The 13,800-nt window shown below is 73.5% G+C and carries 12 protein-coding genes; 6 read left to right on the top strand and 6 right to left on the bottom strand.

Annotated features, from left to right (window positions below):
- The first annotated feature begins 107 nt into the window (after positions 1-107).
- The 4 genes from DVK44_RS02775 (at position 108) to DVK44_RS02760 (ending at position 3,148) form a co-directional block, all read left to right on the top strand.
- Positions 108-632, top strand: a complete 525-nt coding sequence (locus DVK44_RS02775; RefSeq protein WP_114658156.1) for a hypothetical protein — start codon at positions 108-110, stop codon at positions 630-632.
- A 155-nt stretch (positions 633-787) separates the two neighbouring features.
- The gene (locus DVK44_RS02770; protein WP_114658155.1) at positions 788-1,360 is read left to right on the top strand and encodes a PadR family transcriptional regulator; all 573 of its coding nucleotides are present in this window, start codon (positions 788-790) and stop codon (positions 1,358-1,360) included.
- Between the two features lie 161 nt (positions 1,361-1,521).
- On the top strand, positions 1,522-2,061 hold the full coding sequence (locus DVK44_RS02765) for a Clp protease N-terminal domain-containing protein (protein ID WP_181957392.1): 540 nt from the start codon (positions 1,522-1,524) through the stop codon (positions 2,059-2,061).
- Positions 2,062-2,092: 31 nt separating this feature from the next.
- On the top strand, positions 2,093-3,148 hold the full coding sequence (locus DVK44_RS02760; protein ID WP_114658153.1) for an EamA family transporter: 1,056 nt from the start codon (positions 2,093-2,095) through the stop codon (positions 3,146-3,148).
- A 13-nt stretch (positions 3,149-3,161) separates the two neighbouring features.
- Here DVK44_RS02760 and DVK44_RS02755 read toward each other — a convergent pair whose 3' ends face one another.
- A complete protein-coding gene (locus tag DVK44_RS02755) occupies positions 3,162-3,881 on the bottom strand; it encodes a pyridoxamine 5'-phosphate oxidase family protein (protein ID WP_114664859.1) in 720 nt (239 codons plus the stop codon).
- A 122-nt stretch (positions 3,882-4,003) separates the two neighbouring features.
- On the opposite strand from DVK44_RS02755, the gene DVK44_RS02750 reads away from it, so the two are divergent.
- Entirely contained in the window at positions 4,004-5,335 is a 1,332-nt protein-coding gene (locus DVK44_RS02750; protein ID WP_114664858.1) for an aminotransferase class I/II-fold pyridoxal phosphate-dependent enzyme, read from the top strand.
- Between the two features lie 57 nt (positions 5,336-5,392).
- Here the strand turns inward: DVK44_RS02750 and DVK44_RS02745 are convergent, their stop codons facing one another.
- Complete coding sequence (locus DVK44_RS02745) at positions 5,393-6,388, bottom strand: DMT family transporter (RefSeq protein ID WP_181957391.1); 996 nt, start codon at positions 6,386-6,388, stop codon at positions 5,393-5,395.
- A gap of 74 nt (positions 6,389-6,462) precedes the next feature.
- Here DVK44_RS02745 and DVK44_RS02740 point away from each other — a divergent pair, with 74 nt between their 5' ends.
- Complete coding sequence (locus DVK44_RS02740; RefSeq protein WP_114658151.1) at positions 6,463-7,386, top strand: LysR family transcriptional regulator; 924 nt, start codon at positions 6,463-6,465, stop codon at positions 7,384-7,386.
- 135 nt (positions 7,387-7,521) lie between these two features.
- On the opposite strand, the gene DVK44_RS02735 is transcribed toward DVK44_RS02740, so the two are convergent.
- The 4 genes from DVK44_RS02735 to DVK44_RS02720 form a co-directional block, all read right to left on the bottom strand.
- Positions 7,522-8,016, bottom strand: coding sequence for a Rieske (2Fe-2S) protein (locus DVK44_RS02735; RefSeq protein ID WP_114664857.1), 495 nt, complete (start codon positions 8,014-8,016; stop codon positions 7,522-7,524).
- Between the two features lie 75 nt (positions 8,017-8,091).
- Entirely contained in the window at positions 8,092-10,299 is a 2,208-nt protein-coding gene (locus DVK44_RS02730) for a prolyl oligopeptidase family serine peptidase (protein WP_114658150.1), read from the bottom strand.
- A 73-nt stretch (positions 10,300-10,372) separates the two neighbouring features.
- A complete protein-coding gene (locus DVK44_RS02725) occupies positions 10,373-11,545 on the bottom strand; it encodes a peptidase C39 family protein (RefSeq protein ID WP_114658149.1) in 1,173 nt (390 codons plus the stop codon).
- A 76-nt stretch (positions 11,546-11,621) separates the two neighbouring features.
- Entirely contained in the window at positions 11,622-13,685 is a 2,064-nt protein-coding gene (locus DVK44_RS02720; RefSeq protein WP_114664856.1) for an iron ABC transporter permease, read from the bottom strand.
- Positions 13,686-13,800: the final 115 nt, after the last annotated feature.

Here is a 13,800-nt window from a genome sequence, read left to right as displayed (position 1 = left end):
TGGGCCGCGACCTCGCTCGCTCGGATGGTGGCATGGCTACGGACAGTCCGGGGCCGCGCATACGGTCCACCGCTCGCTCGGGCGAAGGGTCGATAGCGTGTGCGGCCATGACCGATCACGTGGAAACCCCACTGCTCTTCCTGGACGTTGACGGCACCCTCCTCCCGTACGGAGGAGCGCGGCTTCCGTCGAGCGCCGAAGAGTGGGACGGCTGGCAGGACACGTCGAACCCCCAGCTGGCGAAGATCGACCGCACACACGGTCCGCGCCTGCTGGCGCTCCCCTGCGTGCTGATGTGGGCCACCGCGTGGATGGACGATGCCAACGAGGTGATAGCCCCGCTGCTCGGGCTGCCCCCACTGCCGGTGGTGGGCCTGCCGGACGCGCCGGAAGAGGAGGAGACGGGCGCCCTGCACTGGAAGACCCGCGCTCTCGTCGCCCTCGCCGACGGACGCCCCTTCGTCTGGGTGGACGACGAGATCACCGCCCTCGACCGCGCCTGGGTATCGCGCCACCACCGTGGTCCGGCGCTTCTGCACCGCGTGGCGGCCATGACCGGTCTCACCGGCGCGGACTTCGCCGTGATCGACGGCTGGCTGCGGGAGCGGCGACGCCGTACTCCGGCGACGTAAAACCGTCCGCCGTCCGCCCGTCCGGGCGACCCGTCACTCTGGCGCGATCCGGGACGCGCACACCATCCATGCGGCGGGGGTGTTGTCAAACGAAAGGTTCCGATATATCGTTGACGCATCGCGACAGATCAACGATAGAAGGAGAAGTGGAAGCGATGCGTTCACATGGACATGAACACGGACATGAGTACGGGCCGGGAGTCGGGCGGCGTGGGGCTTTTGGGCCGTTTGGGCCGCCGTTCGGTGGGCCGTTCGGGCGGGGGCGGGGGCCCGGTGGGGGGCGGGGGAGGGCTCGGCGTGGTGATGTGCGGGCGTCGATCCTGGCGCTGCTCAAGGACCGGCCGATGCACGGCTACGAGATGATCCAGGAGATCGGCGAGCGCAGTGGCGGGGCCTGGCGCCCCAGTCCGGGGTCGGTGTACCCGACGCTCCAGCTGCTGGAGGACGAAGGGCTGATCACCAACCGGAGCGAGGGCGGCAAGAAGCTGTTCACGCTCACCGAGGCCGGCACGGCGGAGGCCGAGGCCGGGTCGGAGGCTCCCTGGGAGGAGGCCGGCCGCGGGTTCGACCGGGAGTCCGTGGATGAGATCCGGCAGGCCGGATTCGGGCTGATGGAGGCGTTCGGGCAGGTCTGGAAGACCGGCACGCCCGAGCAGCGCGAGAAGGCCCTCGCGGTCATCAACGAATCGCGCAAGAAGCTCTATCTGATCCTCGCCGACGAAGGATGAGGGCGTGGGGGAGGGGGTGTTGGAGGTCCGTGGCCTGGGTGTCGCGGGCCTCTTCTCATCCGTAAGGAGGAGAAAGGGCGCAGATGTACTACTCTCCGGCAGGTCCGAAGATGCTCCCCCGCGTGGATGCCACGCACGCCCGGGACTGATGGGGTGAAGGAGTGCGAAACCCTCCACCGCGAGTACCCCACCCGGCGGCGCCGCCGCGCATCGACGAACTTGAGGCGCAGCTCTCTCCCGAGCTGATGTCCGTGGTCGCGGGCGCCCGCAGACGGGCCCACCGCGGCGCCGACGCGCAGATCGACACGGCCCATCTGCTGCACTCCCTGCTGGAGACGGACCCCGAGGTGCGGGCCGTGTTCGACAGCGAGCCCCAGCCGGCCCGGGTGCTCGGCTATCTCGTCCAGCGGAGCATCGGATACGGGCTGCGCTGGCAGGGGACCGTCGAGGACTCCGGCGCGCTGCCCGTTGTACGGCGTGAGGTGCCGGGCTGGTCGCCGCCCGCCGTGACCGCCATGGCCGCCGCGCTGAACCGGGCGGCGCTGCGTGGCGCGCCCCGGGCCCGCGGGCTCGATCTGCTGGCGGCGCTCGCCGCCGACGGGTCCTGCCGGGCGGTCGAGGTACTCGAACGGGCCGGGGTGGACACCCTGTCGCTGAGCGACCGTGTCTCCGCCGCGTCTCGACAGGTGTCATGGGAGTGAGGCTCCTGACGCGAGGTGTCATGATGACGCCATGCAGGTGTCTCGGGAGAGGAACGCCGGCCTGGGGCTCGCCCTCGTGTCGGCGGTCGCGTTCGGTGGTTCGGGTGTCGCGGCCAAGCCGCTGATCGAAGCGGGGTTCGACCCGCTCCATGTCGTCTGGCTCCGGGTCACCGGCGCCGCCCTTGTCATGCTCCCGGTGGCCTGGCGCCATCGCGCGCTGCTCGTCCGCCGGCCCGCGCTGCTCCTCGGCTTCGGGCTGCTGGCTGTCGCGGGCGTCCAGGCTTTCTACTTCGCCGCGCTCTCCCGTATCCCCGTCGGGGTCGCGCTGCTCATCGAGTACCTCGCGCCGGCGCTCGTGCTGCTCTGGGTCCGGTTCGTACGGCGCCGGCCGGTCACCCGCGCCGCCGCCGTCGGGGTCGTGCTCGCGGTGGGCGGGCTCGCCTGTGTGGTGGAGGTGTGGGCCGGGCTCGGCTTCGACCCGGTCGGGGTGCTGCTCGCGCTCGGCGCGGCCTGCTGCCAGGTCGGCTACTTCGTCCTGTCCGACCCGGACGGCGACGGCGAGGACGTGGCGGATCCGCTGGGCGTGATCGCGTACGGACTGATCATCGGCTCCGTCGTGCTGACGGCCGTCGCCCGCCCCTGGCGGATGGACTGGTCGCTGCTCGGCGGCAGCGCCGTGATGGACGGGTCGCGTGTCGCGGTCTGGCTGCTGCTGGGCTGGATCGTGCTGATCGCCACCGTCCTCGCGTACGTCACCGGGGTGATCTCCGTACGCCGCCTCTCCCCGCAGGTCGCCGGTGTGGTCGCCTGTCTGGAGGCGGTCATCGCGACCGTACTGGCGTGGGTGCTGCTGCGGGAGCACCTTTCGGCGCCGCAGATCCTCGGTGGGGTGGTCGTGCTGATCGGCGCGTTCATCGCGCAGTCGTCGACCCCGAAGGCGCCGCCCGCCGGGCCGGTGGCCGGTGGGGGGACGGGTGCGGGTGCGGGCGGCGTGGGTGTGGGCGGCGTGGGTGCGGGTGCGCCTGCGGGGGAAGGCGTGGGGGACGGCGATCCTTCCCCGGTTCCGGCCGGGCCCGCCGGGCAGTAGCTTCGCCCCCGTCTCAGCGCCCGCCCCTCTCTCGGCGCGCGGAGAGGTAGCCGGGCAGCGGGACGGCCGGATCGAGGTCGTCCGCCGGTACGGGGGCGCCGTAGCCCGGTGTGAGCGGTACGACCCCCGCCCAGTACGGCAGCGCGAGGTCCTCGGGGTCGTCGTTGGGGCCGCCCGTACGGACCTTGGCGGAGACCTCGTGCAGATCGAGGCTGATCACGGCCGTCGCCGCCAGCTCGCGGTCGTTGGCCGGGCGTGAGTCGCGCGAGCGGCCGGGGGTGACCTGGTCGACGATCGCGTCGAGGGCCGTCCGCCGCTCCTCCGGCGCGGTGACGCGGTGGGCGGTGCCGTGCACCACCACGGAGCGGTAGTTCATCGAGTGGTGGAAGGCGGAGCGCGCCAGCACCAGGCCGTCGACATGGGTGACGGTCACGCAGACCGCGAGCCCCGGGTCGCTCCCCTCCGCGGCAGATGTTCCGCCCGCCATGCGCAGCGGGCGCGATCCGGTGGAGCCGTGGAGGTAGAGCCGCTCGCCCACGCGCGCGTAGAGCGTCGGAAGCACCACGGGAGCGCCGTCGCGGACGAAGCCGAGATGGCAGACATACGCCGCGTCGAGTATGCCGTGCACCAGTTCACGGTCGTACGAGGCCCGCTCGCGGGCCCGGGTGGGGACGGTGCGGGAGGAGGACGGGTAGGCGGTGCCGCCGTTTTCCGGCGCGGTGTTTTCCTGCATGGCACCCTCCGGCGCGGTGTTTTCCGGTGCGGCGCTCTCCTTCACGGCGTTCTCCTTCATGTTCACGGTGCGCTCCTTCTCCTTCATTGCGTTCTCTTTTGCTCTAGTGCATAATGTTCTTTGTGCTAGGAGAGTATCGGATTACGGGACGCGGTGCCGCGGAGATTTCCGCGAGCGTCGAACGCGCGGTGGGGGCCGGGGAGCTGGTTCCGGGGCAACTTCTGCCGCCCATGCGGGAGTTGGCGACCGAGCTGGGGGTCAATCCGAACACCGTCGCCGCCGCCTACCGCACCCTGCGCGAGCGCGGGGTGATCGAGACGGCCGGGCGCAGGGGCAGCCGGATCCGGCCGCGTCCCGCCAGTACGGTCCGCGGCTCGATCCGGATCGAGGTACCGCCCGGCGTACGGGACGTCTCGGAGGGCAACCCCGACCCCGCCCTCCTGCCCCCGCTGCACGACGCGCTCACCGCCGCCGCCCGCCAGGCCGCCGAGCGGCCCGTACTGTACGGACAGGCGCCCGTCGACCCGGAGTTCGCCCGGCTGGCCCGGGCCGGACTGGACGTCGACGGAGTGCCCCCGGGGCCCGTCGCCGTCACCTCCGGATCGCTCGACGCCATCGAACGCGTGCTGGCCGCGCATCTGCGGCCCGGCGACGCCGTCGCCGTCGAGGACCCGGGCTGGGGCAGCCTGCTCGATCTCGTCCCCGCGCTCGGGCTGCGGCCGGTCCCGATGGGGGTGGACGACGACGGGCCGCTCCCCGGGGCGCTGGCGGACGCCCTGCGCGCGGGCGTCCGCGCGGTCGTCGTCACCGACCGCGCGCAGAACCCGACCGGTGCGGCGGTCGGTGCCGCGCGCGCCGCCGCCCTGCGCGCGCTCCTCGCCGCGTACCCCGGCGTCCTGCTCATCGAGGACGACCACGGCCACCACATCGTGGACCTCCCGCTGTACCCGCTGGCCGGTGTCACCGACCGCTGGGCGCTCGTACGGTCCACGGCGAAGGCGTACGGACCCGATCTGCGGATCGCCGTGCTGACCGGCGACGCGCTGACCGTGGACCGGGTGGCGGGGCGGCAGCGGCTCGGCCCCGGCTGGGTGAGCCGGATCCTCCAGCGGACGGTGGTCGAGCTGTGGACCTCGGGCGCGGTCGATGTGACGGCGGTGGCCCGGGCGTACGGGGAAAGGCGCGACGCGCTCGTCTCCGCGCTCGCCGCCCGGGGTGTCGCGGCACACGGCCGCAGCGGGATGAACGTCTGGGTGCCGGTCGCGGACGAGACCGGCGCGGTGACACGGCTGCTGCGGGCCGGCTGGGCGGTCGCGCCCGGGGCGCGCTTCCGGCTGGCGGCGCCGCCGGGCGTACGGCTGACGGTCTCCGAGCTGACGGCCGACGACATCGGGCCGGTCGCCGACGCGCTGGCCTCGGCGGCCGGGCCGGCTCCGGCCCGTACCCACGGCTGAGGGGGTGTGCGGTGCGCTGTGCGTGCCGCGGTGGGTCGGCTAGGGGCCGTCAAGCCGCTACTTCGCCGCTCCGGGCCGCCTCGCGCGGCTCTGGGTGAGGGCCGCGCCCGCCAGCACCACCAGCGCGCCCACCGGTGTGTTCCAGTCGAGCCGCTCTCCGAGCAGCGTGACCCCGGCCGCCGCGGCGATGACCGGGATGAAGTACGTGACCATCTGCCCGGTCGTCGGGCCGACCTCGGCGACGATGCCGTACTGGATCAGGATCGCCAGCCCCGTGCCCAGCGCGCCCAGCACCACCACCGCGAGCAGTGGCCCCACCGGGAAGGATGTCGGGAGCGTGGTGAACAGCGGTGTCACCACGGCCAGTTGCAGAGTGCCCAGGAAGAGCTGCGCGCCGGTCAGCGAGAGATGGGAGCTGCCGCTGCCCGCCAGGGTCCTGCGTACGTAGATCCAGCCGATCGGATAGCTCAGTGAGGCCAGCAGGGCCATCCCCGTACCCCTGAGATCCAGTCCGGAGAAGCCCTGCCAGGCGCCCAGCACGGTCAGCACCCCGAGAAAACCGATACCGAGCCCGGCCACCCGGCGCCGCGTGGGCCGGTCCTCGGAGAGCGCGACGAGGGACAGCAGCATGCCCCACAGCGGCGAGGTGGCGTTGCAGATGCCCGCGAGCGTCGACGGGATCGTCAGCTCCGCGTACGCGAACAGCGAGAACGGCAGGGCGTTGAGCAGGAACGCCGCGACGGCCAGATGCCCCCAGGTGCGTGCCGACCGGGGCAGCCGCTCCCGCTTCACCGCGATCGCGACAGCCAGCACCGCCGTACCGAAGAACAGCCGGCCGAAGGTCACCTGGAACGGGGCAAAGCCGTGTGTGCCGACCTTGATCAGCAGAAAGCTGAAGCCCCAGATCAGCGCGAGCGCCGCGAACCGGACCCGCCAGCCGAGCGCCGGACGGCTGCGGGCGCTCGCGCGGTGTGCGTGGGGTGCGGAGACGGCCGGAGGTGTGGGCGTGGGGGTGGGTGCCGCTGTGGGTGATGTGTCGGTGGTGGCGCTCATGAGGACCACCATGGCCCGCTTGACCTCGTAGAACAAGCGAGAATAAGTCCACCCCATCGCTTAGCATTGCTTACATGTTGAATCTGGAGCGCCTGCGCACCCTGGACGCCCTGGCCCGCCACGGCTCGGTCAGCGGCGCGGCCGACGGGCTGCATGTCACGACCTCGGCGGTCTCCCAGCAACTGGCCAAACTGGAGCGTGAGGTCGGCCAGCGGCTGCTGACCAAGAACGGGCGCGGGGTCCGGCTCACCGACGCCGGACGGCTGCTCGCCGACCACGCCGCGCGGATCCTCTCCCAGGTCGAGATCGCCCAGTCGGACATCGAGGCCCAGCGGGGCGCGGTGGTGGGCGAAGTGCGGATCTCGGCCTTCCCGACGGCCGCGCGGGGACTCTTTCCGCAGTTGATCCGGACGCTGCGCGAGGACCATCCCGAACTGCGCGTCCACACCCGTGAGATGGAGCCCGAGGCTGGAATCCGCAGTGTGATCAGAGGGGATCTCGATCTCGCGGTCGCGCTGGACTGGAGCAACAAGCGGCTGCCGGTGCCCGGCGGGCTCGCGTCGGCCCATTTGCTCGACGACGCCCCCGATGTGGCCATGCCCGTCGGCCATCCGCTCGCGGGGCGGGCGGAGGTGGACCTGGAGGAGTTCGCCGACGACGACTGGGTGTCCTGGCCCGAGGGTGAATTCTGCTACGACTGGCTGATGTTCACGCTCCGCTCGAAGGGCGTCGAGCCGCGGATCGCGCATCTGGCGGGGGAGTACCACACCCAACTCGCCCTGATCGCGGCCGGACTCGGCGTCTGTGTCGCGCCCCGGCTCGGCCGCGGTCCGGTGCCGGCGGGGGTCGCCGTCGTCCCCGTACGGCAGCGGATGCGCCGGCATGTGTACGCGGTGTGGCGGACCGACGCGGACCGGCGGCCGTCGATCAGGGCGGCGGTCGAGGCGCTGAGGACGGCGGCGGGCGGCCCGAACGAGCAGGCACAGACGCTGGATTGAAGCACAGGCACCTGAACAAAGAGGACGGCCGGCCGGTCCCACCTTCTGCCGACGAAGGGTGGGGCCGGCCGGCCGCCGTTCAGGGGGAGCGGGGTCCGCGCGGGACGCCGCTCGTACCGGTCACACGTGTACCGGTCAGGCCAGGCTGATCTCCGTACCGGTGACCTTGATTTCCTTGGCGGGCAGTGGCGCAGTCGCCGGGCCCGCCTGCACACTGCCGTCCGTCGCGCTGAACTTGCTTCCGTGGCAAGGGCAGTTGATGATGCCGTCCGCGATGCCCTTGACCGCGCAGCCGGTGTGGGTGCACACGGACGAGAACGCCTTGAACTCGCCGGCCTGCGGCTGGGTGACGACCACGCCCTGGTCACCGAAGACGACCCCGCCGCCCTCCGGGATGTCGGTCGTCTTGGCGAGAACCGCGCCGGAGCCGCCGCCCGAACCGCCACCGGAGCCGCTGTCCGAACCGCCACCGGAAGCGCTGCCCGAACCGCTACCGCTACCGGAACCGCTGTCCGAGCTGTCGTCCGAGCCGCATGCCACGAGCGCGGCGCCCAGCCCCGCCGCACCGGCGGCCGCCACCACGGTCCGGCGTGTCACGATGCGTGCGCTGCCGCCGTACGTTCCCGTCATACCGAACTCCCGTGTTCCCGTCCGGCGCTCGTTCGGCCGGTTCATGGGGGAGTACGGTACCGGGCGTTCCTGTGTTCAACGGGCCGCGGATTCAGCGGCCGGCCGGCCCCCGGCGGCGAGTGCTTCCCGGAAGAAGGCCAGCTCGCGCAGGAGGAGGGCGTCGGCCGTCCCCTCCCGGGCGACGAGATGCCCGGTCCCCGGCAGTGGCAGGACGGAGTGCGGCCGGCCCGCGGCGAGCAGCGCGGCGGAGAGCCGCAGGGTGTGCAGCGGGAAGACGTTGTCGTCGAGGAGCCCGTGGACGAGCAGCAGCGGCCGGACAGGTGTGCCCGTACCGTTCGCGTCGCTCGGGTACGGGAGCAGCGACGAGCGCGCGTAGCCCTCCGGCCGGCTGTCCGGGTGGCCGAGATAGCGCTCCTCCCAGTACGTGTCGTACAGCCGCCGGTCGGTGACGGGCGCCCCGGCGACCGCCGCGTGGAACACATCGGGCCGGCGCAGCACGGCGCCGGCCGCCAGATAGCCGCTGAACGACCAGCCCCGGATGCCGACCCGGGTCAGGTCCAGGGCGCCGTCGTACCGCGCGGCCGTCGCGTGCAGCGCGTCGATCTGGTCGTCGAGTACGGGCGTCAGCCGGTCGCCGGTGATGGCGCGCTGCCAGGCCACCCCGCGGCCGGGGGTGCCGCGGCCGTCCACCACCAGCACCGCGAAGCCGTGTTCGGCGAACCACTGGCGCACCACGGAGTGCCAGGCGCCCGCCCGGTTCACGACCTGCATACCGGGGCCGGCGTACGGGCTGAGCAGCACCGGGAGCGGGCCCGCGCCCGGTTCGTACCAGGACGGCAGATGGAGCTGCCCGCGCGACTCCCGCGCGCCGAGGACGAGGGGGACCGGCGCGGGGGTGACGAGGGGACGCTCGGTGAGGACCGCGATACGGCCGGCCGGCTCGCCGCCGCGTACCACCGTCACCGTATGGGCGGCCGGAGTCCGGCTGTCGAGGACGACGGTCGCGCCGTTGTCGTTGTCGCCGCCTACGGTGGCGGTGTGCACACCGGGGACGTCGGTGAGCCGGACGAAGCGGGGGTCCGGGCCGTGGGACGGCCCGGCGGAGGGGGTGGCCGAGGGGGTGTACGACCAGACGTGGGTCTCCGTCGGCTCCTCGGACGCGGTGAAGAAGACCCGTTCGCCCACCGCCCCCAGCACCGCCCTGACCTGGAGCCCGGCGGGCGAGGGCACATCCCCGATCCGGATCCCGTACGCGTCGCCGCGTATGTACGGCAGCACGGCCGTTCCCGAGCCGGTGTGCAGCGGGGTGCCCGGCGGGAACTCCACCCACGCGTCGTCGGTGTGACGCGACAGCGGCCGTACGGCGCCGGTCGACGGGTCGACGCGCAGCACCCACACGGTGCGCTGGTCCCGGGTCTGGACGGTGACGACCGGGGCGGCGCCGTCCCAGTCGGCGCGCAGGAGGTACTCGAAGGCGCCGTCACGCCAGGTGCCGGGCGCGGCCGGCGCGCCGCCAGGCTCCGGGGCCGTACGCGGGAGCGCGACCGGGGTGCGGTCGCCGCCGACGGTGATCAGGAGCAGGGACGTCTCCGCGTTGGCGGTGCCCGCCGCCGGGTAGCGGACGGCGCGCGGCGGGCGCGCGGGGTCGGCCGGGTCGCCGACGTGCCAGCGCCGCACCATTGACGTGTCCACCCGGGCCACCAGCAGCGCGGTGCCGTCCGGCGACCACCAGAAGGCACGCGTACGGCCGATGGACTCCCGGGCGGTATGGTCCGGCAGCCCGTAGGTGACATCGGGGGACTCCGGCTCGGCGAGCGCCCGGTCGGCCGTGCCGTCGTCCCGTACGACGCGGAGCGCGCCGTCCCGGACGTACGCGATCAGGGTTCCGTCGGGGGAGGGGCGGGGGTCGGTCACCGGGCCGGGGACGGGCAGCCGGCGCGGGGTGGTGTCGCCTCCCACGGTTTCCACGGTCCAGAGCGCGCCGTCGCGGGTGTACGCGGCCACGCGCGCGTGGCGGTCGGTCGCGTACGAGCCGATCCCGGACCCGGACCCGATCCCGGCCCCTGCCCCGGTTTTCGCTCCGGCCCTGTCTCCGTCGCCGCCCGCGAGCAGCCGTTCCGCGCCGTTCTCGTACACCCACAGCAGGATCCGCGCGTCCGTGCCGGACACGGACCGGGTGAACAGCACGCGTTCCCCGTCCGGTGAGACGGTGAACCGCTGCGGGACCCCGAGCGAGAAGCGGCGGGTCCTGGCGAACTGACGGGGAAAGGCGGCGAGTTCCATGGACTCCTGGCTTCTCTGCGGGTTCTGTGCGGCACACCGGTCCGCGTGACGCGCGTGACCGGCCGGCCGCCCCTCAGGATGCGTGACGCGGCTCCGTATCGCCGATGATGACCGCACCACGGTAGTGGTCCGCTGATTCCGCTGATTCGGCCGAATCAGCCGAGAGCGCCGACAGCGTCGACATCTCGTCGAGCGACGCGTCGGACACGGGCAACAGGTGGGCGTCGACCCAGGTGTCGCCCGTGGCCGCGTTGGCCCAGGGGTCCTCGATCACGACGGCGCCCGGTACGGCACCGTGGCAGAGCACCCAGTGCGGCACATCGAACCCCTGCATCCCGGCGAGCGACAGCAGGAGCAGCACCTGCTCCCCCCGGCCGATCGCGTCACGGACCGCGGCCATGGGCAGGCGGTGCGGGACGACGGGGACGCCGAGCCGGCCGGCGTCCGCCCGCGACTCGCGCTGGAGCACGGCGCGCCATTCCCGTTCGCTCTCCGGGAGATGGCCGAGCAGGACCGGCCGCTCCTCATCGAGAAAGACCGTGACCGGGGACGACGGCCATGCCCGGCGCACCGCGACGCCCAGCCCGACGGGCTCGCACGCGGGGAAGTTCGTCGCGTCGCGCCACAGCCGCAGCTCCGCCGCCCGGTCGAACGCTTCCGGTGGCAGCGCTCCCGCGTGGGTCCGCGCGATCAGGGCGGTGACGGCGCCGCAGGTGAAGTGTGTCGTCTGCCCGTAGTACGGGGGCTCGGCCACCGCGCCGCCGCTGTTCCCCTCAACGTCATCGTCGCTGCCACCCTCACCGTCGCCCTCGCCCAGACAGCGCACATAGCCGGAGCCGGGCCCGTCGGCGTCCTCGGCCCGCGCGAGCGGAACCCGTAGTGGGGTGAAGCCGAGAGCGGCGGCTGCCCCGGCGTCCGCCGTCCACCCTTCCCACTTGACCTGTACGAGCCCCTGGTGCCGTGCGGCGGCGACCACGGCAGCGACGGCCGCCGGCACCTCGCCCACCGCGTCGACGATCTTCAGATAGGCCGTGCGCGGGCGCGCCGTCACCAGTGCGGCGGCGGTCCACCCCTCGCCGTCCTCCCCGGGTACGGCCACGACGCGGGGGGCCTGGCCGGCACGGTCGGCCGACCGCCAGCGCGCCAGTACGTCGGGGGGCACGAGCCGTGTCAGCGGCGCCGGCAGTGCGTCGGGCTCGAACGGGACGAGGGCGCTTCTCACGGGTGTTTCCTGGTGGGACGGCATGCCGGTGGCTCCTGCTCTTGTGCTCCTGTGTTCCGGTACGTCGATCGCTTCGGCACTCCCGTGTTCCCCGGCGGCGTCATGCGCGGGACTGCCGTAGCACCCACACGAAGTACGGCGCGCCGACCAGGGCGATCATGAGGCCCGCCGGTATCTGGGCGGGGGCCGCGAGCGTACGGCCGAGGGCGTCGGCCACACAGACCAGCAGCCCGCCGAGCAGCATCGCGACCGGGATCGTACGGCCATGGCGGGCGCCCACCAGCGACCGGGCGAGGTGCGGGGCGACGAGCCCCACGAAACCGACGACGCCGACGGCGATCACACTGAGCGCCGCGAGCACCGCGGCTATCGCCAGCGCGGTGAAGCGGGTGCGTTCCAGCCGGACGCCGACGATACGCGGGGTGTCGTCGTCGACGGCGAGCAGGTCGAGCCGGCCCCGCATGGCGAGCAGCGCGGGGAGCGCGAGCGCCAGGGCCACCGCGACCGGCAGCACATCGGGCAGGGTGCGCCCGTACGTCGTGCCGGAGAGCCAGGTGAAGATCCGGGGCGTGTTCCAGGGGTCGGCGCGGAGCAGCAGGAACGTGGTGAGGGAGCTGAGGCCGTACCCGAAACCGATACCGATCAGGACGAACCGGTCGGGCAGGAGGCCGCCGCGCGAGGCCAGCAGGGTGATCACCGCGAAGGTGGCGAGCCCCGTCACGACCGCCGCCGCGATGAGCAGCGGCCGTCCGCCGGGCAGGCCGGACGTCACGACGATCACCGCGCCAAGACCGGCGCCCGCCGTGATGCCGAGCACGCCCGGCTCGGCCAGCGGGTTGCGCACCGCGCTTTGGACGGCGCATCCGGCCAGTCCGAGCGCCGCGCCGGCGAGGACCGCGGCGGCCACACGCGGGACCCGGTCGTCGAGCGCCTGGCCGATCAGGTCCGGGGCGGCCCCGCGGACCCAGAGCGCGAGGTCCCCCGTCCGCAGCCAGAGACTTCCCGCGAGGACCGCCACGAGGACCGCCGCGGCCAGGAGCGCCACCGCGCCGAGTACGACGAGGAGGAACGCGCGGCGCGACCGTACGGCGACCCGCGCGTGCGGCGGCTGCCGGAGCCGGCCCGTGTCGCGCAGCCGGAGCGCGAGGACGACGATCACGACGGCGCCCAGCAGCGCGGTCGGCACCCCGGTGGGAATGGCGGCGGCGCCGTCCGCGCCCTGGACCGCCCGCAGCGTCGCGTCCGCGAGCAGGATGAGCAGCGCGCCGAACAGCCCGGACGCGGGCACCAGGAAGAGATGCCGGTGCAGCGCCCGGACCCGGCTCGCGATCAGCCGGGTGAGGACGGGTGCGCCGAGCCCGACGAAGCCGATCGGGCCCGCGAGAGTGACGGCCGTACTGGTCAGAAGTACCGCGCAGAGCACGGCCGTTACGCGGGTGCTGCGGATCGGCACACCGAGGGTGGCCGCGGCGTCGTCGCCGAGGCTCATCACGTCCAGCCTGCGGGAGAGCGCCAGGGCGACGCACAGCACCGTGGCGACGAGGGGGAACGCGCGCAGCGACGCGTCGATGTTCAGTTGCGCGAGCGAGCCGCTTCCCCAGGCGAAGAGGCCGGTCGTGTTCTGGCCGAAGAGGATGAGCAGCATCCCGGTCGCCGCGTCCAGGGCCATCGCCACCGCCGATCCGGCGAGGATCAGCCGTGTACCCGCCGTGCCCGCGGCCCGGCCCGCGAGGGCCAGCACGAGCGCCGCCGCGACCAGGCCGCCGGCGAAGGCGACCGCGCCCGAAGCCCACAGCGGGACCGCGAGGCCGAAGGCCGCGACGAGCGCGAGGGTGAAGTACGCCCCCGCCGTGACCGCCAGGGTGTCGGGCGAGGCGAGAGCGTTGCGCGTGACGGACTGGAGCAGCGCGCCGGCGCAGCCGAGGGCGATGCCCACCGCAACCCCCGCGGCCAGCCTCGGCAGCCGGGAGCCGGTGAGGATCTCACCGACCGGCGCCCCGCCGGCGCTCTCCTGAGCACCGGCGAGATGGCGCACCAGGTCCCCGACGCCCACCCCCGACGTCCCCTGCGTCAGATGCCACATGCCGACCAGGACGGTCACGACGGCGAGGAGCGCCAGGACGGCCAGCCCGGTGGGGCCGCCGCCGCGATCGGCGCGCGCCAGCGGTTCGCGTCCGGCGGGTCCGGGAGATCCGGGGGATCCGGGGGATCCGGGGGATCCGGGAGATCCGGGAGATCCGGGAGATCCGGAGAGCCCGGACCCGCCGGGGCGTTCGGGT

The sequence above is a fragment of the Streptomyces paludis genome, from assembly GCF_003344965.1.
Taxonomy (GTDB): domain Bacteria; phylum Actinomycetota; class Actinomycetes; order Streptomycetales; family Streptomycetaceae; genus Streptomyces; species Streptomyces paludis.
This window is presented reverse-complemented; position numbering and strand designations above follow the sequence as displayed.

Coding starts and splice junctions, on each gene's coding strand:
- DVK44_RS02775 (WP_114658156.1), top strand. CDS start 108: ATGACCGATCACGTGGAAACCCCACTGCTCTTCCTGGACGTTGACGGC.
- DVK44_RS02770 (WP_114658155.1), top strand. CDS start 788: ATGCGTTCACATGGACATGAACACGGACATGAGTACGGGCCGGGAGTC.
- DVK44_RS02760 (WP_114658153.1), top strand. CDS start 2,093: ATGCAGGTGTCTCGGGAGAGGAACGCCGGCCTGGGGCTCGCCCTCGTG.
- DVK44_RS02755 (WP_114664859.1), bottom strand. CDS start 3,881: ATGCAGGAAAACACCGCGCCGGAAAACGGCGGCACCGCCTACCCGTCC.
- DVK44_RS02745 (WP_181957391.1), bottom strand. CDS start 6,388: ATGAGCGCCACCACCGACACATCACCCACAGCGGCACCCACCCCCACG.
- DVK44_RS02740 (WP_114658151.1), top strand. CDS start 6,463: ATGTTGAATCTGGAGCGCCTGCGCACCCTGGACGCCCTGGCCCGCCAC.
- DVK44_RS02735 (WP_114664857.1), bottom strand. CDS start 8,016: ATGACGGGAACGTACGGCGGCAGCGCACGCATCGTGACACGCCGGACC.
- DVK44_RS02730 (WP_114658150.1), bottom strand. CDS start 10,299: ATGGAACTCGCCGCCTTTCCCCGTCAGTTCGCCAGGACCCGCCGCTTC.
- DVK44_RS02725 (WP_114658149.1), bottom strand. CDS start 11,545: ATGCCGTCCCACCAGGAAACACCCGTGAGAAGCGCCCTCGTCCCGTTC.